This window comes from Methylocystis sp. SC2 (genome assembly GCF_000304315.1).
In the GTDB taxonomy this organism is placed as follows: Bacteria; Pseudomonadota; Alphaproteobacteria; order Rhizobiales; family Beijerinckiaceae; genus Methylocystis.
In genome coordinates this window covers 2,164,912-2,189,289 of the sequence record NC_018485.1, presented here as the reverse complement: position 1 = coordinate 2,189,289, position 24,378 = coordinate 2,164,912, and the positions used below count along the sequence as shown (strand labels likewise).

Here is a 24,378-nt window from a genome sequence, read left to right as displayed (position 1 = left end):
ACGCAGCAGGCACGAATCAGCGTTCGATCGCGGTTGGCGTTGCGTTCCGGCGGATTTGCGCGACCCTCGAGCGCGTCAGCCGCCGCGTCGCTACGAGGAGCCAGGAGAAAACGAACGCGAACGCTTAACGCCGCGTCCTTCTCTGGGACGCCTGGACGAGGCGGCGCGACGTTCGCATGCGCGGCTTCTCGACGTCGCGGCGGCTTTGCGCGGCGCGCCTCTATGCGCAATGGTAAACGCCGAGGTCGATTCGCGTGTTTGGCGCGACTCTTAGAGCGGAGCGAACCGGCGGGCCGCAATCGTTCGCGCGGAGGAAAGCTCACCGGAAGGGCTGGAGCGGGTGAAGGGAATCGAACCCTCGTATTCAGCTTGGAAGGCTGCTGCTCTACCATTGAGCTACACCCGCGTGAGGGTGATTCTATGCCAATCTGCGCGGCGCTTGGCAATGGGCGCGCAGACAATGCATTTCCCATTTGACAGCGAGGCGGGACGCCACTAACCGGAGCGCCCACATAGTCTCTCAATACAGGCGGGGCGTGCCCACGCTGCTTCTCGAGGACCAATCGACCGTGGCAAAACCCGAACTCGGCGCCAAACGCCAATGTCAGTCCTGCGGGACGAAGTTTTATGACTTCAACAAGGACCCGATCACCTGTCCGAAATGCGGCGCGGTTTATCAGATTGTGGCGCTGACGCGCGCGGCGGCGCGCGCGCAACAAGAAGAAGAGAGCGAACTCGAAAAGGAGAACCCCGAAACGGTGTCGCTCGAAGAAGTCGAGGAGACGGAGGCCGTGGCGGAATCGATCGATGTCGAAGATGATGTGGAGATCGAGGGAGACGACGCCGAAGACGACACCTTCCTCGAGGAGGAAGAGGCCGACGACGATGTTTCCGGATTGATCGACGGCGACATTGAAACTGACGAAGAGACCTGAATCGTCGAGGCGTCGCTGACCTGGCGCGACAGCGCGCGCCGCGGCTTTCAGGTCAAGTGGAGAAGGCGGCCGTTTGGCCGCCTTTTATTTGCCGCGACGCCGGCGCTGCTGGCCGAGTCCCATCTGCTTGGCGAGGTTAGACCGCGCCTTGGCGTAGTTGGGCGCAACCATCGGATAGTCGGCCGGAAGGCCCCACTTATCACGATAGTCTTCAGGCGAAAGACCATATTGCGTGCGCAGATGGCGCTTCAACGACTTGAACTTCTTCCCGTCCTCAAGGCAGATGATGTAATCATTGGTCACCGAACGCTTGACCGGAATCGCCGGTTTCGGCGGCTCGGCGGGCGTCGCCGCGGAGCCCGCGCCAACCCGCAACAGGGCGCTGTAGACTTCGCTGATAAGCCCAGGCAACTCTCCGGCGGGAACGGAGTTGTTGCTCACATAGGCGGAGACGATGTCAGCCGCGAGTTCAATGTTGTTGGCTTGATTCATCGGATTGCTCACCACTTCCTGTTGAGACGGACGCCGCCCCCGCCGCCCTTGTTCAATGCTTTGATGCATAGAATCGTCGCCCTGCCGTTACTTGTTGACTGCGTAACAGAATAGTGCGACTGCATCAAGAAATATTATGCACTATTGGCGCCGCCCAATTCTGCATAGTTGATAAATCAGAATTTCGCGCTTTACGGCCGTGGCGGCCTTATGTTTTCCTTTTTTTGTCTTCTTTTTTCCGCGAAAAAGCGCTGGTTTGGCGCAGCCAACGGCGGAGGCGCGGCCATATGACTGACTTCAGAGCCATTCGCATCGACAACGACCGCGACGGCCAACACGCCGATTACGTCATCATGTGCGAGCAAGATCTGATGCAGGGCGATGTCGACGTCGACGTCGCCTTCTCGGCGATCAACTACAAGGACGGTCTCGCCGTCACCGGCAAGGGACCGGTCGTGCGTCGCTTCCCGATGATCCCGGGCGTCGACCTCGCCGGCCGCGTGACGCGCTCGGCGCATCCCGACTTTGCGCCCGGCGACATTGTGGTTGCGACGGCCTGCGGCCTGGGCGAAGCGCATTATGGAGGCTTTGCGGAAAAGGCGCGGCTGCCGGGCGACTGGCTCGCGAAACTGCCGCCGCCGCTGACGCCGGCGCGCGCCATGGCGGTTGGCACCGCGGGGCTGACCGCCATGTTCTGCGTGCTTGCGCTGGAGCGCCATGGCGCCCGGCCCGAGGACGGGCTCGCGGTGGTGACGGGCGCGACGGGGGGAGTCGGCTCTTTCGCCGTCGCATTGCTCGCCAAGGCTGGCTGGCGCGTCGCCGCCGTCACCGGACATGCGCGCGAAGACGCCTATCTCAAAGGCCTCGGCGCGTCCGAAGTCATCGGCCGCGACGAATTGTCCGCTCCAGGAAAGCCGCTGCAGCAGCAGCGCTTCGCCGTCGGCGTCGACACTGTCGGCGGCGTCACGCTCGCCAATCTTCTTGCGCAGACGCGTTTCGACGGCGCCGTCGCCGCCTGCGGCAATGTCGCCGGCATGGCGCTTCCGGCGACTGTCGCGCCTTTCATTCTGCGCGGCGTCTCGCTGCTCGGCGTCGAAAGCGTGCGCCCGCGCATCGGGCTGCGGCGTACGGCATGGGCTCGAATTGCGCGGGACCTCGATTCTTGCGCGCTCGACGCCATGAGCGAAATCATCTCCTTCGATGCGGCGCTGGATCGCGCCCGCTCGATCGTCGGAGGAAAGATTCGCGGACGCGTCGTCATCGATATGGGCCTGCATCTTCCGCTCTAAGATGCAGGTGGTAAGATCGTCGTTCAAATGATGAGGACCGCCCGTGTCGCGACCGCCCCTGCCGCCCTTCACGCTCGAAACCGCCACGCAGAAAGTGCGCATGGCTGAGGACGCCTGGAACACGCGCGATCCCGAGCGCGTGTCGCTTGCCTACACGGTCGACAGCCGCTGGCGCAATCGCGCGGAATTTCTCGTCGGCCGCGACGAGATCGTCGCCTTTCTCACCCGCAAATGGCGCAGCGAATTGGACTATCGATTGATCAAGGAGATCTGGGCGTTTCGCGACAATCGGATCGCGGTGCGTTTCGCCTATGAATGCCATGACGACTCGGGCAATTGGCGCCGCGCTTACGGCAATGAGAATTGGGAGTTCGACGAGGACGGCCTGATGCGGCTCAGACTCGCCAGCATCAACGACCTGCCGATCAGCGAGAGCGAGCGGAAGTATCGCTGGCCGGCGGGCCCGCGTCCCGCGGATCATCCCGGCCTTTCCGACCTCGGTCTTTGAGCAGCCAAGCTAAGCCTTGGTAAGCGCGCGCGAATCGTCGCATTTCAGCGTCAATTTCTCGACAAGCGCGCCCGTCTCGGCTCTAATGCCACGACGGCCCGCTTGGGCCGATTATTTTTGTTGAAGACGCTCGCCGCATCGGCGCGGCGAACCAAAGGTCAAAAGCATGAGTTCGGCTTTTACGAAAGAACAGGACGACGACAATCCGCGCGAGGATCTGCCGGACCGGCCGGTCAGTCCGCATCGCAATCTGGTTACGCCCGAGGGCCTCGAACAGATTGAAGCCGAGCTTGCGCGCCTGCAGAAGGAGATCGAACGCGCGACGGCGAGCGAAGACAATCACGCGCTCGCCCTGGCGCAACGCGATCTGCGCTATTGGTCGGCGCGTCGCGCCAGCGCCGAAGTCATCCGGGCGATCCCCGATCATTCGCATGTGCGGTTCGGCCACCGCGTCATCGTCGAGCTCGAGGACGGCGAACGCCGCAGTTTCCGGCTCGTCGGCGAAGACGAGGCCGATCCGACCAAGGGACTCATTCCCTATGTCGCGCCGCTCGCCAAGGCGCTGATGGGCAAGTCCGTCGGCGACAAGGCGGAGGTCATCCACCACAGCGCGCGGATCGTGGAGATCAATTAGCGCGCTGCCGTTGCGCGCGGCGGGGGTCTCTTCGTTGACGATCAGGCGGCGTTCCTGACCGCCTTCGTCGGCTTCGCGGGCGCCGTCTTGGCCGCGCCGACCGGTTTTTTCAATCTGCGCTTGATCGAGGCCCAAAGCTCCCGCATCTCCTCCGCCGCGACGCCGTCGGGGTTGTATTCGCCGACCCCGCGCCCGAGCCGCGCCGCTTCCTGGTAATCGACGCGCGACGACACGAGCGGCGCGAGAAGACCGCCCATCGCCTGCAGCGCCTTGGCCCCGAGTTCGACGCGCGCGCTCTGTTGGGCGGGCGGACATTGGTTGAGCAGAAAGGCGTAATCCTTGCCTTTCTCCTTCACGCGCATGCGGGTGACGTCCGACGCCCAGAGATCGAAGGCGTTGGGACGCGCCGGAATGACGCAAAGATCGGCGGCGCGCACGGCCGCCGAAAAATAGTCGCCCTCCTGGCCCGGCGCATCGATAATGGCGAGCGTCACGCCCTTTGCGGCGAGCGCGGCGAGCGCCTTGCTCAGCTTCGCCGGCGGCACGTGTTCGACCGCGATGTCGGCGGCGCCGCGCGCGCGCGACCAACGGACGAGGGTTTGCAGCGGGTCGAGATCGATGATGAACACGCGTTCCCCAGCCTGGCGCGCGGCGACGGCGACGCTGCTGGCGAGCGTGCTCTTGCCGGCGCCGCCTTTCTGGGTGACGAAAGCGATGGTGCGCATGTGCGACGGTCCGGTTTTGGTTGATATCGACGCTCTGCACGCGAAGCTTAACGAATGAGATCCCAGCCCGAATTCATTCACGGAATCGTAATACTTGCGGCAAGGTTAACCGGCGGTTAACGGCTCCGCTTCAGTCGACGAGAATCCGATGACAGTCGACGCTGCGATGGCTGATCGTCAAGCGCGGGGACCGGGAGCGTCCGGGCCGTCCGCAGCGCACGTTCCGCCCCGTTTGCGGCGCGCTCCCCTTTTCTTCGGCTCCAGAGATTCTCGCAAGCGAGCCGCTTCGCTATGTTAATCAGTGACGATGTCCGATCTGTTCCAAGCCGCGAAGCTCGAAAACGACGCGCCGCGTCCGCTCGCCGACCGGCTGCGGCCGACGCGTCTCGATGAGGTGGCCGGACAGGATCATCTGCTTGGACCCGAGGGCGCGCTGACGCGCCTCATCCGCGCCGGCGCGCTCGGCTCGCTCATCTTCTGGGGTCCGCCCGGCACCGGCAAGACCACGGTCGCGCGGCTTCTCGCGCATGAAACCAAGCTCGCCTTCGTGCAGATATCGGCGATCTTCTCCGGCGTCGCCGATTTGAAGAAGACCTTCGAGGCGGCGCGCGCCAGACGCGCCGCCGGCCAGGGAACGTTGCTCTTCGTCGACGAGATTCACCGCTTCAATCGCGCCCAGCAGGATTCCTTCCTGCCGGTGATGGAGGACGGCACGATCGCGCTCATCGGCGCAACGACCGAAAACCCATCCTTTGAACTCAACGCCGCGCTGCTCTCGCGCGCGCGCGTGATGACCTTCAAGGCGCTCGACGAAGCGGCGATCGAACAGCTGCTCAAGCGCGCCGAAAACGTCGAAGGCAAGCCGCTGCCGCTCGAATCCGACGCGCGCGCCGCGCTTGTCGGCATGGCCGACGGCGATGGCCGCGCGGCGTTGACGCTCGCCGAGGAAATCTGGCGCGCCGCCAAGCCCGGCGAAATCTTCGATCGGACGGGGCTCGTCGACCTCGTGCAGCGCCGCGCGCCGATCTACGACAAGGCGCAGGAAGGCCACTACAATCTCATCAGCGCATTGCACAAATGCGTCCGCGGTTCGGACCCGGACGCCGCGCTCTACTATCTCGCGCGCATGCTCGCCGCCGGAGAAGATCCGCTGTTTCTCGCACGCCGCATCGTGCGCATGGCGGTCGAAGACATCGGCCTGGCCGATCCGCAAGCGCTCGTCGTCGCCAACGCCGCCAAGGACGCCTATGATTTTCTCGGCAGCCCCGAGGGCGAACTCGCGCTGGCGCAGGCGGTGATCTATGTGGCGACCGCGCCCAAATCCAACGCCGCCTATGTCGCCTTCAAGCGCGCGCAGCGCGTCGCGGAGGAGAAGGGCTCGCTGACGCCGCCGAAAATCATCCTCAACGCGCCGACGAAGTTGATGCGCGAAGAAGGCTATGGCGCGAACTACGAATATGATCATGATTCGCCGGAGGCCTTCTCGGGCCAGAACTACTGGCCTGATTCGCTCTCGCGGCAGAAGTTCTACAGACCGGTCGAGCGCGGATTTGAGCGCGAGATCGCCAAACGCCTCGACTATTGGGAGCGGCTGCGCAAAGAGCGCGGCGATTCATAAATGGGGCGGCGTCCGGGCTTTTCTTTTTAAGAACTGCGGCATGCGCGAAAGAGCCGCGAACCGCCGCATGGACCGGGTCGGCCAACTCCTTTAAAGAGAGATGAATCAACGCCGGACGCGCGATATCCCCCACTTGCGCCGCGGCGGTCAATGGCGCGAGCGGCGCGCCAATGCTACGCCCTTCAGACCGCTCGTGACGGAGCTGACTTCGCGATCATGACCCGTTATAGGTCCGTTCTGGTTATAGCCGTTCTCGCGAGCCTGGCGATTGGCGCCGCGCTGCCGTCGCTCTTCGGCGCCATGCGCAGCCGCGTCGCGCCCGACCGCCAAGGCGAGGCGATCCGGCCCGAGCCCGCCGACGGCGAAGTCCGGCTTTCCGCCGCTCAGATCGAAGCCTCCAAGATCGCGACGGCGATGGTCGGCCCTGGCGTCGTTACGCGCCGGATTACGGCGCCTGCCGCGATCAAACCCGATCCGGACAAAATCGCGCGCGTCGCCGCCAAGGTCGTAGGCGTGGTCGAAGAGATGCGCAAGCGCCTTGGAGACCAGGCCGCGCGCGGCGAAACCATCGCGATTATCGACTCCCGTGAAGTGGCCGAAGCGAAGAGCGAGTATCTCGCCGCATCGGCGAATTTCGATCTGCAGAATGTGCTTTTTCAACGCGAAAAAGGACTGTTCGAGAAGAAGATCACCGCAGAGCAGCTGTTTCTGAAGGCCAAAACGGTCTTCATGGAAGCCAAAGTGAAGCTCGATCTTGCGCGCCAGAAACTCGCCGCGCTGGACATGAGCGAGCAGGAGATCGCCGCACTGCCGTCTCAGCCGATCGCCGATCTTCGCCGCAAGGAGATCCGCGCGCCGATCTCCGGGCGCGTCATCGAGCGTCTGGTGAGCGTCGGCCAGCCGGTCGGCGGCGAGGGTCAGGCCAAGGAGCTCTACGTCATCTCCGATCTCTCCGTCGTCGAGGCTGAACTCGCCGTGCCCGCCGCCGATCTCGCCCTGTTGCGCGAGGGGCAGGAGGTTCGGATTCAAAACGCCGAAGGACGCGCCTTCGAAGGCAAGATCACCTATGTCAATGCGATGATCACCCGGGAGACGCGGTCGGGTCAGATTCTTGCGCGCTTCCCCAACCCGGATTTCTCGCTGCGTCCGGGCAGCCTCGTGGAGGCGGAAATTTCCCTCAAAGAGGCGCGGGTGAAACTCAAAATCCCCCGCTCGGCGGTGATGATCATCGACGGCAAGCCCAATGTCTTCGTTCGCACGCCAGAGGGCTTTGCCAGGCGCGACGTCGAACTGGGACGGGGAGACGATGGTTCGGTTGAAGTCGTCTCCGGAGTGCAGCAGGGAGAGCAGATCGCCGTCTCCAATGTCTTTCTGCTGAAGGCGGAGCTCGGCAAGCAGAACATTCCGGAGGAATGATGCGAGTCGGCGGCTTTCCTTCCTCGACGCCATCGACGACGCTTCGACTCCGCCCCCGAACTGTCGCCCTGAGCGCTAGCGGCCGCCGATGATCAAGAATCTCATCGCCTTCTCGGTCCGAAGCCGTTGGCTCGTCGTGTTGTTGACGGCGCTCGTCGTTCCGCTCGGCGTCTGGTCGCTGATGCGATTGCCGATCGACGCGGTGCCGGACATCACGAACAATCAGGTGCAGATCAACGCATTCGCGCCGGCGCTTTCGGCCTTCGAGATCGAGAAACAGGTCACCTATCCGATCGAGAACGCCATCGCGGGAATTCCGGGCCTCGAATATACCCGCTCGCTTTCGCGCAACGGCTTCGCGCAGGTCACCGCCGTCTTCGCCGACGGCGTCGACATTTATTTCGCGCGCCAGCAGGTCGGCGAACGCCTGACGCTCGCCAAGGAGATTTTTCCGCCTGGCGTCGAATCGCATATGGGCCCGGTCGCCACGGGCCTTTCCGAAATCTACATGTGGTCGGTCGACTACGCGCCGCGAATTCGCGAGAAACCGGCGCCGGACGGGAAGCCCGGCTGGCAGCGCAACGGCGATTATCTCACGCCGGAAGGGCAGAGGCTGCGCAATTCGCTCGAACGGACCGCCTATCTGCGCACCGTGCAGGATTGGATCATCAAGCCGCAGTTGCGCACCGTGCCGGGAGTCGCCGGCGTCGACTCGCTTGGCGGCTACGTCAAGGAATATCACGTCCAGCCGGACCCAGCGAAGATCTACGCGCTCGGACTGTCTTTCGCCGATCTCGCCGGCATTATCGAACGCAACAATATCAGCCGGGGCGCGGGCTATGTCGAACGCAACGGCGAGGGTCTCGTCGTGCGCAGCGCGGGACGGCTCGAGTCGATCGATGACATCGCCAAGGTCGTCGTCTCGACGCGCGGCGGCACCCCGGTGCGACTCGAAGACATCGCGGAGGTGGGCGTCGGACGCGAGCTGCGCATGGGCAGCGCCAGCATGAATGGCGAAGAGGTGGTGATCGGCACCGCGCTGATGCTGATCGGCGCCAACAGTCGCGAAGTGTCGAGCGCCGTCAATGCGAAGATGGACGAGATCCGCCGGCTGCTGCCGGCCGGCGTTGAAGTGCGCACGATCTTGAACCGCACCGTGCTCGTCAACGCCACGATTAAGACCGTCGCCACGAATCTCGTCGAGGGCGCGGCGCTCGTCATCCTCGTGCTCTTCGTCATGCTCGGCAATTTCCGCGCGGCGCTCGTGACGGCGATGGTCATACCGCTGACGATGCTGCTGCTTGGCGTCGGCATGCATGTTGGAAAGATCAGCGCCAATCTGATGAGTCTCGGCGCGCTCGATTTCGGATTGATCGCCGACGGCGCGATCATCGTCACCGAGAACTGCTTGCGTCGCCTGACGCAGCGTCAGAACGCCCTCGGCCGCACGCTCACGCTGGAGGAACGGCTGACGACCGTCATCGACTCGGCGGTCGAGATGCGGCGGCCGACGGTCTACGGCCAGGCGATCATCATTCTCGTCTATGTGCCGATTCTGACCTTTTCCGGAGTCGAAGGGAAAATGTTCCATCCGATGGCGATGACCGTCATCATGGCGCTCGCGTCGGAATTCGTTCTGTCGCTGACATTCTTCCCGGCAATGATCGCCATCGCGCTTTCCGGCCGCGTGCGCGAATCCGAAAATGTCGTCGTCGAAGGGCTCAAGCGCGCTTATGAGCCGATGTTGAAATGGGCGATGGCCGCGCCTTTGAAGCCGATCGCGCTCGGCGCCGGCGCCTTCGTTCTCGCCGCGGGTCTCTATCTGACGCTGGGCGAAGAATTCGTTCCGACGCTCGACGAAAAAAACCTCGCCATGCAGGCGAACCGCATCCCGAGCGCGTCGCTGACGCAGGCGCAGGCGATGCAATTCGAGATCGAACGCGCGCTGCGCGGTTTCCCGGAGGTCGACTACGTCTTCTCCAAAACCGGCACGGCCGAGATCGCAACCGATCCGATGCCGCCGAATCTGACCGATACTTTCATAATGCTGAAGCCGCGCGACAAATGGCCCGACGCGGGCCTCGACAAGGCGGCGCTGATCGAAAAAATGGAGGAACGGCTCGCGCAACTGCCGGGCAACGCCTACGAGTTCTCGCAGCCCATTCAACTGCGCTTCAATGAACTGCTCGCCGGCGTGCGCGGCGACATCGCGGTCAAGGTGTTCGGCGAAAATTTCGACGTTCTGTTGAAGGCGGCCAATCAGATCGCCGGCGTTCTCAATACGGTCAAAGGCGCGAGCGATGTAAAGGTCGAACAGGTGGTTGGCCTCCCGATTCTCGACATCGCCGTCGATAAGGGCGCGATTGCGCGCCTGGGCCTCAGCGTCGCCGCGGTGCAGGACGTGATCGGCGCGGCGATCGGCGGGCAAAGGGCTGGCGTGGTGTTCGAGGGCGACCGTCGCTTCCCCATCGTCGTTCGTCTGCAGGACAATCTGCGCGAGGACGCGCAGGCTTTGGAGTCGATTCCGGTCGCGCTTCCCTCGGCGGCGGGCGCCACGCCCGTCGTGCTGCTGAAGCAGGTGGCGAAATTCTCCATCCAGGACGGCCAGAACCAGATTTCGCGGGAAAACGGCCATCGCCGCGTCGTGGTCAGCGCCAATGTGCGCGGGCGCGACATCGCGTCGGTGGTCGAAGAGGCGCGCGCGAAAATCGCCTCGAAGGTGACGCTGCCGCCCGGCTACTGGATCGCCTGGGGCGGGCAATTCGAAAACCTCGCGGCGGCCCGGGCGCGGTTGATGATCGTCGTGCCGGCCTGCTTCTTCTTGATCTTTCTGCTGCTCTATTCGGCGCTCGGCGCGACGCGCGACGCGCTGCTGGTGTTCACCGCGGTGCCGCTGGCGCTTTCCGGCGGCGTCGCCGCGCTGTGGCTGCGCGGCATGCCCATGTCCGTCTCGGCGGCGGTCGGCTTCATCGCGCTTTCGGGCGTCGCTGTGCTCAACGGCCTCGTCATGCGCACTTATATTTCGCAACTGATCGCAGGCGGCATGCCCGAACGCCAGGCGATCTTCAAAGGCGCGATGACGCGGTTGCGGCCGGTCATCATGACGGCCCTCGTCGCGTCGCTCGGCTTTCTGCCGATGGCGCTCGCGACGGGCACCGGCGCCGAAGTGCAAAAGCCGATCGCGACGGTCGTCATCGGCGGCCTGATCAGCGCCACGGCGCTGACTCTTGTGGTCCTGCCTGCGCTTTACGCGTTTTTCTGTCGTTCGCCAGAGTCAACGACCGCGCAGCAAAGCGGAGGCTGACCGGTGAGCATGCGCGGCGTCGCCTCGGTCCTGATCTGCTTCTTTCTGAGCGGCGGCGCGACGCATGCGGAAACCTTGATGGGCGCGATGCGTCGCGCCTATAACGCCAATCCGCAGCTTAACGCCGGCAGAGCCGAACTGCGCGCCATCGACGAAAGAGTGCCGCAGGCGGAGGCCGGCATGCGGCCGCGCGTTTCCGGCGACGCCTACCTCGGCGTCCAGCAAAATCGGCTTGTCACCAAGCAGCGCGACGTCAACATCAACGATCCGACGGATACCTCCGTCACGAAGAACATTCAGAACGGCGGCAGCATTCCGCGCTCCGCCCACCTGACGTTCGAGCAACCGATATTCGACGGGTTCAAGACACAAAACCAAACGCGCGCGGCGGAGTCGGGCGTCTTCGCCGGACGCGAGCGGCTGCGCCTGACCGAACAGCGCATATTGTTCGACGCCGTCACCGCCTATATGAACGTCCTGCGCGACACGGCGGCGCTCAAACTTCAGGAAAGCAACGTCGCGGTCCTGAAGGAGCAATTGCGCCAAACGCGGGAGCGCTATCAGTACGGACAGATCACCTTGACGGATGTCGCGCAGGTCGAGGCGCGGCTCGCCGGCGGCGCGTCTCTCGCCGGCGCCGCGCGCGCCACGCTCGACGCCAGCATCGGCGTCTATCGCAAGACGGTCGGCGTCGAGCCGACGAGGCTCGCGCCGGGCGCGCCGATCGACCGATTGCTGCCGAAGTCGCGCGAAGAGGCGGAACGCATCGCGCAACACGAACATCCGTTCATCCTCGCGGCCCTTCACGAGGCCGACGTCGCCGATCTCGACATCAAGGCGCTCGAAGCCGACTTCATGCCCAAACTGTCGATCGTCGGCGATGTTTTTACGCAGACCGATATTTCCGGCGTCGGCAACCGCAATGTCGGCGCGAAAGTCCTCGGACACCTCAACGTGCCGATTTATGAGGGCGGCCTGACGTCCTCCCGGGTGCGGCAGGCGAAGGAAACCGCCGGGCAGCGACGGTTCGACGCCGACGTCGCGCGCGCCGAAGTTCTCTCGCTGGTGCGCGCCTATTGGGGCGCGCTGCAGGCGGCGAAAACTCAGATTTCAGCCGCGCAAACGCAAATCGCCGCAGCCGAGCGCGCGCTTTACGGGGTGCGAGAAGAAGCCAAGGCCGGTCAGCGCACGACGCTTGAAATTCTTATCGCGCAGCAAGAGCTGCTTTACGCGCGCATCGCGCTCCTCATCGCGCAGCGCGACCGCGTCGTCGCCTCCTATGCCGTGCTCTCTTCGCTCGGGCGGCTGTCTTCGGACTGGCTCGGTCTTACGCCCGGCGGCTATGATCCGGCGATCCATTTCGAGCAGGTGAAGGATCTCTGGGGCGACCCGACCACGCCAGACCGCTAGAGCAAATTCCAAAAAAGTCGCATCGATCACATGATTCCATGCGATCGGAAGCGCTCTAAGATTTGGGACGCGCAGCGATGCTGCGATAACATGCTATCGTTTAAGAAAGACGCGCCGCCGGGGCGCGAAATCATAAAGGGCGAGGGAGAGGACATCATGCGAGGCGCTTTCACCACATTCGCCGCTGCGATGCTGCTGGCGTTGCTTTCGGCGATCCCGGCAAATGCTTTTTGCATGTTCGGCTGCTATCCGACCGAAGCGCATGCGCGGCAGATTTTTGAGAATTTGCTGAAGCAGCGCGTCGACAAGCCGTTCAAGATCGTCGAATTCAAACAGACGATGGCCGAGCGTCTCGAGATGCACGCTACCGGAGAAAAGGGCTACGAGATCTTCTTCAATGCGCGGGTCGAGTTCCCGGAAGGCGGCAATCTCGAATGCAAGCCCGAGGCTGGAAAAATTCCCGACGGCTGTTCGCCGAGCAGTCATTATGTGACTGCGCCGCGCAGTTCCGATCCGCCGGGCAAGCAATATATCGCGCCTGGGTCGACGGTTCTGTTCGACGAGGAATATCGCTTTTATGAAGCGGGCAGCGGCTGGAAAGGCCCGGACGGCAACGTCTATACGGCGGACTGACCAAAAAAACGGGCGCGCATTGAATGCGCGCCCCGTCTCAACCGACCTCGCTCGCGAGGCTCGGTTTACTTGGTGTTCTGCGGACAGCCGCAGGCGGCGTCACAGGCCTTCTTATTGGCGAGGACTTCACTCTGGTTGGCGCCGTAATTCATCTTGCGCGAGATGAATTCGTCGTCGCACTTTTCCGCGCATTTGGCCTGCTTGTCTTCGTCGGCCTTGCGTACGTCGCAATCCGCGAACGCCGGGCTGATCATCCCGACGACAAGAGCCGCCGCCGTTACAATGGCGTATTTTCTCATTTTGGTCGCTTCCTTAACTAGCCCGTTGGGCATCTAAACTGCGCTTGCGCTCGACCCCTCCCGCCATGGAACAGCAACGGCGTCACATCACGCAATAAGCGGCCGGACGATGTCGTATGTGGCCGCCCATGTCAATTGCGCGTCACGGGCGCGACGTCTTGAGCCGCTTCGTCGTCGGACGGCGCGGTTCCCGAAAAGCTTATTGTTTCCACGCTCTTGACGAACACGAGGACGCGGGCGCGACGCCTGACTTTCGTATGATCGGCGCAATGCGAAAAGGGCGCGCGATCACGCGCGCCCTTACGTGTCGGGCTCAGACTGATGAGAGCCTTAAAGGCCCTTCGAGTTCTCCGGGCAACCGCATTTGTCGTCGCACGCTTTCTTGGCGGACTTGATCTTGCTCATGTCCGCCGTCCAGCCCTGCTGGTCCTTGAGATAGGCGTCCTCGCACTTGCTGGCGCAAACGGCCTGATCGTCCTCGGCATGCGTGTCGCAGCTGATGCGCGTCGCCTGGTTCGGCGCGCGCAGACCAACGCCGGCGTCGAAGGCGAACGACGGCGCGGTCGTCGCCAGAAACAGGGCGGCGACGGCCGTAAGGGCGTATTTATGCATATGTTGATTTCCTCTTCTTCGCGTCGTGAGTTTTTTGTTTTTTTTAGAGCGCTGCGTTGAAGACATTGAGATCCGCAACGGCTCGAATTCAACGCAAAGCGCCGGCAACGCTGTCGGAGGACTCTCTTTGAGTCAATGGTTTTTTTGACGAGATCTAAGGGACGAGTTGTCGCAACACGTAAGGAAGGATGCCGCCATTCTTGAAGTATTCTAACTCGTCGAGCGTATCGATGCGCGCAAGCAACGGCACAGTCTTGGTGGACCCATCCGAGAACGAGATCGAAGCGACCAGAGTTTTGCGCGGCGCAAGTCCCTCGCGCAAGCCATGGATGGTTACGGTCTCATCGCCCTTGAGTCCGAGCGTGTCCCAACCTGTCCCTTCTTCAAAGGTGAGCGGCACGACGCCCATGCCGACGAGATTGGAACGGTGGATGCGCTCGAAACTCTTGGCGATCACCGCGCGAACCCCAAGCAGCATGGCGCCCTTCGCCGCCCAGTCGCGTGACGAGCCGTTGCCATATTCGGCGCCGGCCATGACGACCAGCGGCGCGCCCTCGTCTCGGTAGCGCATGGCGGCGTCATAGATCGGCATGATCTCGCCGCCGGGATAATGCCTGGTCAATCCGCCTTCCGGCGTGAGGCCTTTCGCATCCCGCATGATGTGATTCTTGATGCGGATATTGGCGAAAGTGCCGCGCATCATCACTTCATGGTTGCCGCGACGCGTGCCGTATTGATTGAAATCGGCCGGCGCGACGCCATGCTCCATCAGCCATTTGCCGGCGGGCGACGCCGCCTTGATCGAGCCGGCGGGCGAGATGTGATCGGTGGTGATCTTGTCGCCAAAGAGCGCGAGGATGCGCGCGCCGACGATATCTTCCACAGGCTTGGGTTCGCGCTGCAGGCCGACGAAGTAGGGCGGGTTGCGCACATAGGTGGACTGGCCGTCCCACGCGTATGTCTCGCTGCTCGGCGCTTCGACCGCGCGCCAATGCGCGTCGCCCGAAAAGACGTTGGCGTAGGTCTCGCGAAACAGATTGCGCGTCACCTGATCGCGGACGAAGGTCGCGATTTCCGCGTTCGACGGCCAGATGTCGCGCAGATAGACCGGCGCCCCGGCGCTGTCGTGTCCGAGAGGCTCTTTCGTCAGATCGATCGCCATCGTGCCCGCGAGCGCATAGGCGACGACGAGCGGCGGCGAGGCGAGGTAATTCGCCTGGACGTCGGGATTGACCCGGCCTTCGAAATTGCGATTTCCCGACAGCACCGAGGCCGCGACGAGGTCATGCTCGTTGATGGTCTTGGAGATCGCCGGCGGCAGCGGGCCGGAGTTGCCGATGCAGGTCGTGCAGCCGAATCCGACAAGGTTGAAGCCGAGATCGTCGAGGTATTTCTGCAATCCGGACTTCGCGAGATATTGCGCGACGACCTGACTGCCCGGGGCGAGCGAGGTTTTCACCCAAGGTTTCGCCTTCAGTCCGCGCGCGGCGGCGTTGCGCGCCAGCAATCCCGCGCCGATGAGCACGCTGGGGTTGGACGTGTTGGTGCAGGAGGTGATGGCGGCGATGACGACGTCGCCATGGCCGAGATCGAAGCTTTCGCCTTCGACGCCATAGCGCTGCGCGAGCCCGTCTTCCTTCTTATACTCGCTCGCCAGCGCGCCGAGAAACGCCGAGCCGACGTCGGAAAGCGCGGCCCGGCTCTCGGGACGCTTTGGGCCGGCGAGCGACGGCGTCACCTCCGAAAGATCGAGGCCCAGCGTGTCGGTGAATTCGGGATCGGGCGCGCCGGATTCGCGCAGCATTCCCTGCGCGCGGGCATAGGCTTCGATCAGCGCGAGGCGGTCGTCGGCGCGCCCGGACATGCGTAGATATGCGAGCGTCTCCTGATCGATGGGGAAGAAGCCGCAGGTCGCGCCATATTCGGGCGCCATATTGGCGATGGTCGCGCGATCGGCGAGGCTGAGATGATCGAGCCCTTCGCCAAAGAACTCCACGAACTTTCCGACCACGCCTTTTTTGCGCAGCATCTGCGTGACGGTCAGGACGACGTCCGTCGCCGTCACGCCTTCCTTCGGCGCGCCGGTGAGCTTGAAGCCGATCACTTCCGGGGCGAGCATCGACAAAGGTTGGCCGAGCATCGCGGCCTCGGCCTCAATGCCGCCGACCCCCCAGCCGAGCACGGCGAGGCCGTTGATCATCGTCGTATGCGAATCGGTGCCGACCAGCGTGTCGGGATAGGCGAGTTCGACCGTCTCGCCGTCGATGCGCTCGGTGCGCGTCCAGACGGTCTGCCCGAGATATTCGAGATTGACCTGGTGGCAGATGCCGGTGCCGGGCGGCACGACGCGGAAATTGTCGAACGCCGACTGTCCCCATTTCAAAAACCGGTAGCGCTCGCCATTGCGCTCATATTCGCATTCGACGTTGCGGGCGAAGGCCTGCGGCGTGCCGAAACTGTCGACGATCACCGAATGGTCGATGACAAGATCGACGGGAACCAGCGGGTTGATCTTCTGCGCGGTCCCGCCGAGCGCGACGACGGCGTCACGCATCGCCGCAAGATCGACGACCGCCGGCACGCCGGTAAAATCCTGCATCAGCACGCGCGCCGGCCGGAAGGCGATTTCGCGCTCCGTCTTGCCTTTTTCCTCGAGCCATTTCGCGAAGGTTTCGATCGACTCCCTGGCGACCGAACGGCCGTCCTCGTTGCGCAGCAAATTTTCCAGGACGACCTTGAGCGAATAGGGCAGGCGAGAGACGTCTCGAAGCCCGTTTCGCTCAGCCGCCCTCAAGGAGAAATATTGATAGGACCGATTCCCGACGACGAGCGTCTGGCAGGCGTTGAAACTATTGAGCGAAGCCATGGAAGGGTCCTTGCGGCGCTGGAAGGCGGAATCTTTCTAGAAAATTCCATGCCATGGGGGCAAATAGAAAAGACGCGCGCAAAATCGACCGTCAGCTGCGTCGCTCGCCGCGCAGCGGCCGCTCCTCCATGCGCGCGAGGAAAAGCAGGGACAGGCCCACGCAACCGGCAAGCGCCAGAAAAACCAGACGAAAGCTGGAAAACAAAGCGGCGCCGTCGACGTCCGTCTTCATCTCCTCAAGCAATTGCGCGCGGCCGCCGCCAATCGCCAAGGCGGCGAAAAGCGCGACCACCGCCCCGGCCGCGAGCTGCCGAAAAAATTGCATCGAGGCCGTCGCCGTCCCCAGATCGCGCGAATCGACCGCGTTCTGCACCGAAACGGTGGCGACAGGCAGCATCGCGCCGATCCCGAAGGTCGTGACGGTGAGCAGGGCGTTGAGCAAAAGCAGCGAGCGGCCCGATCCCATCATCGCAGCGGCGCCCAGCGCGGCGAGAGCGCCGGCGCCGAGCCCGAGGAGCGGAGCCGTCTTATAATGCGTCAAATGCCCCATCAATCGTCCCGACACTGTGGCGCCGGCGACGGTGCCGACCATCAGGGGGATGAGCGTCAGCCCCGATTCGCTCGCATTCATCCCGCCGCAGATTTCGTAATAAATGGGCATCACGACCGAAAGTCCGACGAATCCGCCGAGCCCGAAAGAGCTCGACAAGATGGCGTCGCGCACGATCCGTAGTCGGAGAATGCGCAGCGGAATGAGCGGCTCCTCGGCGCGCGCCGTGCGCCAGGCGAAAAGCGCCCAGGCGAGCGCCGAAGCCGCGATGAGCCCGAGGATCGGGGCGGATCGCCACGGGTAGCGCACGCCGCCCCAGCCGAGCGCCAGCACGAGAAGGCCGGAGCCGGCGATCAGGAAGAGCGCGCCGAGATAATCGACGCGGTGCGGGTGACTGCGCTCGGGCAAACGCTTCAAGCGCGCATTGACGATGAAGAGGGCCGCGAGACCCAGCGGCAGGTTGATCCAGAAGATTAGCGACCAATGCCAATATTGCGCAAAAACCCCTCCGAGCGCCGGACCGGCGATGCTGGAGGTGATGAACACCACGGCGAAATAGGACTGGTATCGGCCGCGCTCGCGCGGAGAGACGAGATCGGCGACGATGGTCTGGCCGAGTGAAATCAGGCCGCCCCCGCCCAGTCCCTGTATCACCCTGGCCCCGGCGAGCGTCGCCATGCTGGGCGCCAAGGCGCAGGCGACCGATCCGATCACGAAAGTGGTCACACCGATGAGAATCACGCGCCGGCGTCCGTAGACGTCGGCGAATTTGCCGTAGAGCGGCGTCACCACCGTCGCCGCGATGAGATAGGCGGTCACGATCCAGGGCAGATCCTGGGGATCCCCGAGGTCCGCCGCGATGGTCGGCATGGCCGTGACCACGATCGTCTGATCGAGGGCCGAGAGCAGCATGGCGAGGCCGAGCCCGAACATGACCTGTGGCAGTTCGGCGGGATTTGGCGGCGGGTGAGCGGACATGGCCTCGGGGGAGCAGCACGGGGAGCCCTAACTATAGTGTTGCGGCGCCGAACGAAACCCTCACCCCGGCTTTAAAGGGCTTCGCGGATCACCCGCAGCAGCGCCGCCGGGTCTTCGAGACCGCGCAGCAGCGGATCGTCGGCGCTTTGCGGCCTTTCGCGGGCGAGGGCGCGCAGCGCCTGTTCGGACGCCACGATGCGCGGCGGCAAGCGGCGCCGTTTGGCGATGGCGAACCGCTCGGCCTCGAGCGCGCGCAGCAGCCGCGCCTCGGCCACCGTCAGCGACGGCTCCTCCTGCCGCCTCGGCGCGTCGATCGGCGCAGGCGCGAGTTCAGGCAGATCGGCCTCGCTTTCTGACAGATCGGCGGGCGCGGCGAAGCCGCTGGCAAGCGCCGCGCGCCAGCCGAGCGCGAAGGATGAGAGGCGGCGGGGCCACGCCAGCGGCCCGCCGCGGCAATGATCGCATCTGCCGCAGGGGCCGCTCGCTTCGCCAAATTCGGCGAGGAGGCGCTGGAATCGGCAGCCCGGCGCCGCCGCCAGCCGCGCCATCGCCTGGCGCCTGGCGTAATCGCCGGCGGCCGCGTCAGTGTCTTGCGCCGCTTCCGGAATGCGCCAGCGCAGCGCCAGCTCCGCCGGCGAGAACAGCGTCAGCGCCCGGGCCGGGGCGCCGTCGCGTCCGGCCCGGCCGATCTCCTGATAATAGCCCTCGACCGACGTCGGCAGATCGGCGTGAATGATGAAGCGCACGTCAGGCTTGTCGACGCCCATGCCGAAGGCGATGGTCGCCACCATCACCGCGCCCTTGCGGGTAAAGAAGGCGTCCTGGCTCACCGAGCGCGTGTGGGCGTCGAGCCCCGCGTGATAGGGCGGCGCATCGAACCCCAGCCGCGAGAGTTCGCGCGCCAGCGCATCGGTCTTGTTGCGCGAATTGCAATAAATAATGCCACTTTCCTTGGCGCCGCGGCCTTTGCGCGCGAAATCGACGATCTGCCGCAGGCCGGCGCGCTTCTGCGTAAAATCGAGCGCAAGATTGGGCCGCGCGAAGGAGCGCTGGAAGATCTGCGGCGGCCGTGAAAACAGGGTGCGGGCGATGTCGTCGCGGGTGCGCGGACCGGCCGTCGCGGTGACGGCGAGCATCGGCGGCGCGCCGAGCTTTCGCGCAATGTCGCCGAGCGCGCGATAGTCGGGGCGAAACTCATGGCCCCAATGCGAGACGCAATGCGCCTCATCGACCGCAAAGAGTTTTATGCGCATGCTGCGCAATAAATTCTGCATTCCGTCCTGGGCGAGACGCTCGGGGGCGGCGTAAAGCAGCTTCGCCCGGCCCGACGCGACGGCGTCGATCGCGGCCGCCGCCTCATCGTCCTCCTGCATGGAATGGAGCGCGACGGCCCCGACCCCCGAACCGGCGAGCGTTCGCAGTTGGTCGCGCATCAGCGCGATGAGCGGCGAACAGACGAGAACGAGTCCGCGCCCGGGGGCGGCGGCCGGCAGCTGATAGAGGAGCGATTTGCCGGAGCCCGTCGGCATGATGGCGATGACGTCGCGCCCAGTGAGCACGGCCTCGACGATCTCCGCCTGACCCGGCAGGAAGTCCGCAAAACCGAATTTGCTGCGCAGCAATTCTTGCGCGGACAGCCCCGTCATGGCGCCGCTTGCGACAGCAGCGCCCCGGCGATCTCGCGCCACTCGTCTTCGAGCGCGCCTTTATACGGCTCCCGCTGCGCGCGCCGATACCAGTAAGCGGCGTTTGAGAGATCGCCTTCCCTGCGATGGAGGTAGGCGTGGACCCACATGCTCTCGGGGTCGGCTTTGTCGTCGACGCATTTATGCGCCGCGTTCCAGTCGCCCTTGGCGTCGAACCACAGCGCCCGCAGCGGCGGCGGGAGCGCCGGCGGCTCTGATGCGGACAGCGATTCGAGAAAAGCGTCGAGGGTCATGCCTTCGCTCAACATTCAAAAGAGCGCCATCTCAGCGGCAAACGGGGTAAAATCTCACTTTGCATTTCGAGGTCTTGATGCGCGCTCGCGCACCTCAGCATTATCCTTGGCGCAAAGCGGGGGAAATCAATGTCGCCGCGACAAGCCAGCCCCGGTTTGGAGGCGTTCATCGGCGAGACTATTCGACGCGCCGCCGAGCACAAATATTATCCGACGACCTTTGTCGGCATGCGTGAAAGGCATGGCACGCTCGCCGCAATCTCGCGCCTTGTCGTGAGCGGCGATATTCAGAGTGGATTCAATCGGCTCTGCCAGCTTGGGCTGAAGGAATGGACCATCGAGAGCGCCGTATTGAAATTCCCGGATGAATTTTCGAAGGACGTTCGGGAATGCGCGGCGTTTCGACTGAAGCAGGCCGAAAGGAAATAGTCGGCGCGGTCCAAACCGACGGCCCATTGGCGACGCGGCGACGAAGCCGTCAACATGGCCGCCCGACGTTGACTCCCGCGCTCGCCGCGCCTAAACAACGGCGCATATCTCGCAAGAGAACCCTAACCCGCCCAGCCGCCCGAGAGGCGGCAGGCCAACGCCCGGCAGCGCGATGCGCCCCCGGGCGCGATATGCTTTGTGAAGGTGAGTGGTGAGATCGTGAATAGTAAGTAGGGCCCGCGCCCGCTCACTACTCACGACCTCACCGCTCCTCCCCCCAGGAGAACGCCATGTTCGAGAGCCTTTCCGACAAGCTCTCCGGCATTTTCGACAAGCTCACGCGGCGCGGCGCGCTCTCCGAAGCCGACGTCAATGAGGCGCTGCGCGAAATCCGCCGCGCGCTGCTCGAGGCCGACGTCGCGCTCGACGTCGTGCGCTCCTTCACCGACAAGGTCCGCGACCGCGCGGTCGGCGCCGGCGTCATCAAATCGGTGACGCCCGGCCAGATGGTCGTCAAGATCGTCAATGACGTGCTGATCGAGACGCTCGGCCAGGACGCGGAGCCGATCGACCTTGTCGCCGCGCCGCCGCTCGCCATCATGATGGTTGGTTTGCAAGGCGCCGGCAAGACGACGACCACCGCCAAGATCGCCAAGCGCCTCAAGGAGCGCCACGGCAAGCGCACGCTCATGGCCTCGCTGGACGTCAAGCGCCCGGCGGCCCAGGAGCAGCTCGCCGTGCTCGGCCGTCAGGTCGAGGTCGACACGCTGCCGATCGTCGCCGGCCAGACGCCGGTCCAGATCGCCAAGCGCGCGATGGAGGCGGCGCGGCTGCAGGGCTATGACGTGGTGCTGCTCGACACCGCCGGCCGCACGCATATCGACGAGCCGCTGATGGCCGAGATGGCGGAGATCAAGACCTCCTCCAAGCCGCATGAAATCCTGCTCGTCGCCGACGCCCTCACCGGCCAGGACGCCGTCAATCTCGCCCAGAATTTCGATGAACGGGTCGGGCTCACCGGCATTGTATTGACGCGTATGGACGGCGACGGCCGTGGCGGCGCGGCGCTCTCCATGCGCTATGTCACCGGCAAGCCGATCAAGCTCATCGGCGTCGGCGAAAAGATGGACGCGCTCGACGAATTCTCGCCGACGCGCATCGCCAACCGCATTCTCGGCATGGGCGACATCGTCGCGCTGGTCGAAAAGGCCGCCCAGGCGATCGACGCCGAACAGGCCCGCAAGGCCGCCGAGCGCATGGCCAAGGGCAAGTTCGATCTGCAGGACCTTTGCGATCAGCTCGCCCAGGTCGAAAAGATCGGCGGATTGGGCGGCATCATGGGCCTCCTGCCCGGCGTCGCCAAGATGAAGGACCAGATCGCCGCATCCGGCTTCGACGACAAGATGGTCAGGCGCCAGCGCGCGATCATTCTCTCGATGACGCCCAAGGAACGGCGCAATCCCGATCTGATGAAAGCCTCGCGCAAGAAGCGCATCGCCGCGGGTTCGGGCGTCAAGGTCGAGGAGGTGAACAAGCTCCTCAAGCAGCATCGGCAGATGGCCGATCTGATGAAATCCTTCGGCGCGGGAAAACGCGGCGGGATGATGGGCAAGGCGGCGCAAATGATGGGGCTTGGCCCCGGCATGCAGATGCCGTCACAGGAAGAGCTGCAAAAGCTGCAGGCGAAGCTTGGCGTGCAGCCGCCGAAAGGCGCGCCCGGCGGCATTCCGGCGGCGCCGCCGCCCGATCTTCTCGCCAAGCCGAGCCTGCCCGGCCTCGGCGGCGGCCTGCTCAGCGGATTGAACCCCTTCGGAAAGAAGAAGTGACGGCGGTCGGATTTCGGCAATCGGCAGGAGGACTCATCCGACTGCCCACTGCCGAAGACCGATCGCCTTGAATAAGCAACGAAACAGGAAAGAACACATGTCGCTCAAAATTCGTCTCTCCCGCGGCGGCGCCAAGAAGCGTCCCTTCTATCGCGTCGTCGTCGCCGATTCGCGCTCGCCGCGCGACGGCCGCTACATCGAGAAGATCGGCTATTTCGATCCCTTGAAGGAAAAGGACGCGGCCGACCGCCTCGTGCTCGACACGGAAAAGGCGAAAGCCTGGATGGAGAAAGGCGCGCAGCCGACCGATCGCGTCGCGCGACTGCTCGATGGTCTTGGCGTGATGAAGCGCGAAGCGCGCAGCAATCCGCAGAAGGCGCAGCCCAAGAAGAAGGCGCAGGAGCGCGCCGCGGCGGCGGCCGCAGGCGCGGCGGAATCGCCGGCGGCGTAGCGGGGCGCATCTTGCCTCGCCCTCGAGAGCGAGTTGGCGCAGCGCCATGCGCGATGTTTCATTCGCCCTCATGCTGAGGAGCCGCCCGCAAGTTGGGTTTACCCGACTTGCGCATGTTAATGTCGATCTCGGGCAGGCCCGAGATCGAAGGCGGCGTCTCGAAGCACGAGGGCGGACAGCGCGCGGGGCGATTTCCTCGTCCTTCGAGACGCGAGCTTCGCTCGCTCCTCAGGATGAGGAAATCGAATGAAAGGGCCTGCGAAAGGTCTCGTCCTTCTCGGCCGCTTCGGCGCGCCGCATGGCGTGCGCGGCGAAATCAGGCTGCAGAGCTTCACGGGCGATCCTTTGGCGATCGCCGCCTATGACGGCCTCACCGATAAAAGCGGGACGCGCCATTTCAGGTTGCGGGCCGTGCGCCCGCAGGGCAAGGACATGCTTGTCGCGCAAGTCGAGGGCGTCAACGACCGGGCCGGCGCCGAGGCGTTAAACCGCGTCGAACTCTATGTCGCGCGCGACAAGCTCCCAGCGCCGCAAGAGGACGAATTCTATATCGCCGATCTCATTGGCCTTCGCGCCGAAACGGCGGCGGGCGTCGAAATCGGAACGATCGTCGCGGTGCGCAATTTCGGCGCGGGCGACATTCTCGAAATCGCGCCGGTGGAGAGTGGCGAGACGCTGCTCTACCCCTTCACCGGAGCCGTCGTTCCGGTCGTCGACATCGCTCAAGGGCGCGTGGTGATCACGCCGCCGGCGGAGGTCACGGCCCAGCCGGATCTACGCTAGGCTCAGCGGCGCATTGCTCGGCTTATTTAGGCGCCAAGAGGCGCAAGTCCTCCTCGCCATTCTTTACGTAAAAGTCCTTAACGTCGAACCACACCGTCTGCGGCCCGTTCGGCGTGTCGTACACGATGACGTCATAAAATCCGCCCTCTTTGACGAAGCGCCGCTCCTTTTTTCGCCAGCCGGGATGCTTCAGTTGAATCCAGAAATCCTCCGCCGGAACCCCTTCGAGGGAATTGGCCGCGCCCACGATCTTCACAGCCATTTCGCGGCTGTGGCCGTCGCCGCCGTCGAAACTCACGAGCGGTTTTGATTTGAGTCTTTCGGCGAAGCTCTGTTTGTAACACTGAAGGAAGGCGGCGGCGCATTCCGACGGCGCCGAGTTCGCATTGGATTGGCTGCAGCTTCGCAGTTGCAGGAAGCACTTGAAGCACGCGTTCAAGCAGGTCAAAGTCAGCGAATCGCGCAGCGACTCGGAGCCCTTCGCGCCCTCGCGCACGGCCCAACAGGTATTCTGACAACTGCCGTGCATCTGCCCGACCGTGAGCGTTGGCGGCGAGTCAATCGGCGTCGCGCGCGCTGCAAAGAAGCCGCCGAATGCCAATAATAGAAAGCCTATTCGAAGAAAGAACTTCATGATCAGCTCCAAGCCGTCGCAATGTCTGCGACACTATGGTTGAGACT

General features: G+C 64.0%; 22 protein-coding genes and 1 tRNA gene. 13 read left to right on the top strand and 10 right to left on the bottom strand.

The window, feature by feature from the left end; translation table 11 throughout:
• Positions 1–332: 332 nt before the first annotated feature.
• Positions 333–406: transfer RNA gene (locus BN69_RS10590), tRNA-Gly, on the bottom strand.
• A gap of 163 nt (positions 407–569) precedes the next feature.
• Here BN69_RS10590 and BN69_RS10585 point away from each other — a divergent pair.
• Positions 570–935, top strand: a complete 366-nt coding sequence (locus BN69_RS10585; RefSeq protein ID WP_014891601.1) for a TIGR02300 family protein — start codon at positions 570–572, stop codon at positions 933–935.
• An 84-nt stretch (positions 936–1,019) separates the two neighbouring features.
• Here BN69_RS10585 and BN69_RS10580 read toward each other — a convergent pair whose 3' ends face one another.
• Positions 1,020–1,427 (bottom strand): Ros/MucR family transcriptional regulator, encoded by a 408-nt coding sequence (locus tag BN69_RS10580; RefSeq protein ID WP_014891600.1) that lies wholly within the window; start codon positions 1,425–1,427, stop codon positions 1,020–1,022.
• A 287-nt stretch (positions 1,428–1,714) separates the two neighbouring features.
• On the opposite strand from BN69_RS10580, the gene BN69_RS10575 reads away from it, so the two are divergent.
• The 3 genes from BN69_RS10575 (at position 1,715) to greA (ending at position 3,858) form a co-directional block, all read left to right on the top strand.
• A complete protein-coding gene (locus BN69_RS10575) occupies positions 1,715–2,716 on the top strand; it encodes an MDR family oxidoreductase (protein ID WP_041926929.1) in 1,002 nt (333 codons plus the stop codon).
• 43 nt (positions 2,717–2,759) lie between these two features.
• Positions 2,760–3,224, top strand: coding sequence for a nuclear transport factor 2 family protein (locus tag BN69_RS10570; RefSeq protein ID WP_014891598.1), 465 nt, complete (start codon positions 2,760–2,762; stop codon positions 3,222–3,224).
• A gap of 166 nt (positions 3,225–3,390) precedes the next feature.
• Positions 3,391–3,858 (top strand): transcription elongation factor GreA, encoded by a 468-nt coding sequence (gene greA, locus BN69_RS10565; protein ID WP_014891597.1) that lies wholly within the window; start codon positions 3,391–3,393, stop codon positions 3,856–3,858.
• A 41-nt stretch (positions 3,859–3,899) separates the two neighbouring features.
• On the opposite strand, the gene BN69_RS10560 is transcribed toward greA, so the two are convergent.
• On the bottom strand, positions 3,900–4,583 hold the full coding sequence (locus tag BN69_RS10560; RefSeq protein ID WP_014891596.1) for an AAA family ATPase: 684 nt from the start codon (positions 4,581–4,583) through the stop codon (positions 3,900–3,902).
• Between the two features lie 307 nt (positions 4,584–4,890).
• Between BN69_RS10560 and BN69_RS10555 the strand changes: the two genes are divergently transcribed.
• The 5 genes from BN69_RS10555 (at position 4,891) to BN69_RS10535 (ending at position 12,964) form a co-directional block, all read left to right on the top strand.
• Positions 4,891–6,201: a replication-associated recombination protein A gene (locus BN69_RS10555; RefSeq protein ID WP_014891595.1), complete on the top strand. Its 1,311-nt coding sequence runs from the start codon at positions 4,891–4,893 to the stop codon at positions 6,199–6,201.
• Between the two features lie 216 nt (positions 6,202–6,417).
• Complete coding sequence (locus BN69_RS10550; RefSeq protein WP_041927302.1) at positions 6,418–7,617, top strand: efflux RND transporter periplasmic adaptor subunit; 1,200 nt, start codon at positions 6,418–6,420, stop codon at positions 7,615–7,617.
• A gap of 88 nt (positions 7,618–7,705) precedes the next feature.
• Entirely contained in the window at positions 7,706–10,921 is a 3,216-nt protein-coding gene (locus tag BN69_RS10545) for an efflux RND transporter permease subunit (RefSeq protein WP_014891593.1), read from the top strand.
• A gap of 9 nt (positions 10,922–10,930) precedes the next feature.
• Positions 10,931–12,331, top strand: a complete 1,401-nt coding sequence (locus BN69_RS10540) for a TolC family outer membrane protein (protein WP_041926928.1) — start codon at positions 10,931–10,933, stop codon at positions 12,329–12,331.
• Positions 12,332–12,487: 156 nt separating this feature from the next.
• Positions 12,488–12,964: a hypothetical protein gene (locus BN69_RS10535; RefSeq protein ID WP_014891591.1), complete on the top strand. Its 477-nt coding sequence runs from the start codon at positions 12,488–12,490 to the stop codon at positions 12,962–12,964.
• A gap of 65 nt (positions 12,965–13,029) precedes the next feature.
• Here the strand turns inward: BN69_RS10535 and BN69_RS10530 are convergent, their stop codons facing one another.
• The 6 genes from BN69_RS10530 to BN69_RS10505 form a co-directional block, all read right to left on the bottom strand.
• Entirely contained in the window at positions 13,030–13,263 is a 234-nt protein-coding gene (locus BN69_RS10530; protein ID WP_014891590.1) for a hypothetical protein, read from the bottom strand.
• A gap of 330 nt (positions 13,264–13,593) precedes the next feature.
• Positions 13,594–13,875, bottom strand: a complete 282-nt coding sequence (locus BN69_RS10525) for a hypothetical protein (protein WP_014891589.1) — start codon at positions 13,873–13,875, stop codon at positions 13,594–13,596.
• A 154-nt stretch (positions 13,876–14,029) separates the two neighbouring features.
• A complete protein-coding gene (gene acnA, locus BN69_RS10520; RefSeq protein ID WP_014891588.1) occupies positions 14,030–16,741 on the bottom strand; it encodes an aconitate hydratase AcnA in 2,712 nt (903 codons plus the stop codon).
• Positions 16,742–16,832: 91 nt separating this feature from the next.
• The gene (locus BN69_RS10515) at positions 16,833–18,269 is read right to left on the bottom strand and encodes an MFS transporter (RefSeq protein ID WP_014891587.1); all 1,437 of its coding nucleotides are present in this window, start codon (positions 18,267–18,269) and stop codon (positions 16,833–16,835) included.
• A 71-nt stretch (positions 18,270–18,340) separates the two neighbouring features.
• Positions 18,341–19,915: a RecQ family ATP-dependent DNA helicase gene (locus BN69_RS10510; protein WP_014891586.1), complete on the bottom strand. Its 1,575-nt coding sequence runs from the start codon at positions 19,913–19,915 to the stop codon at positions 18,341–18,343.
• A complete protein-coding gene (locus tag BN69_RS10505) occupies positions 19,912–20,208 on the bottom strand; it encodes a hypothetical protein (protein ID WP_041927301.1) in 297 nt (98 codons plus the stop codon). Before BN69_RS10505 ends, BN69_RS10510 begins: the two co-directional genes overlap by 4 nt.
• A gap of 129 nt (positions 20,209–20,337) precedes the next feature.
• On the opposite strand from BN69_RS10505, the gene BN69_RS10500 reads away from it, so the two are divergent.
• From BN69_RS10500 to rimM, 4 genes are all read left to right on the top strand, one after another.
• A complete protein-coding gene (locus BN69_RS10500) occupies positions 20,338–20,637 on the top strand; it encodes a hypothetical protein (protein ID WP_014891584.1) in 300 nt (99 codons plus the stop codon).
• Between the two features lie 290 nt (positions 20,638–20,927).
• Complete coding sequence (gene ffh / locus BN69_RS10495) at positions 20,928–22,463, top strand: signal recognition particle protein (protein ID WP_014891583.1); 1,536 nt, start codon at positions 20,928–20,930, stop codon at positions 22,461–22,463.
• Positions 22,464–22,560: 97 nt separating this feature from the next.
• Positions 22,561–22,914, top strand: a complete 354-nt coding sequence (gene rpsP / locus BN69_RS10490; RefSeq protein WP_014891582.1) for a 30S ribosomal protein S16 — start codon at positions 22,561–22,563, stop codon at positions 22,912–22,914.
• A gap of 246 nt (positions 22,915–23,160) precedes the next feature.
• Entirely contained in the window at positions 23,161–23,697 is a 537-nt protein-coding gene (rimM, locus tag BN69_RS10485; RefSeq protein WP_014891580.1) for a ribosome maturation factor RimM, read from the top strand.
• Positions 23,698–23,719: 22 nt separating this feature from the next.
• Here rimM and BN69_RS10480 read toward each other — a convergent pair whose 3' ends face one another.
• Positions 23,720–24,331, bottom strand: a complete 612-nt coding sequence (locus BN69_RS10480; protein WP_244434918.1) for a hypothetical protein — start codon at positions 24,329–24,331, stop codon at positions 23,720–23,722.
• Between the last annotated feature and the right edge of the window lie 47 nt (positions 24,332–24,378).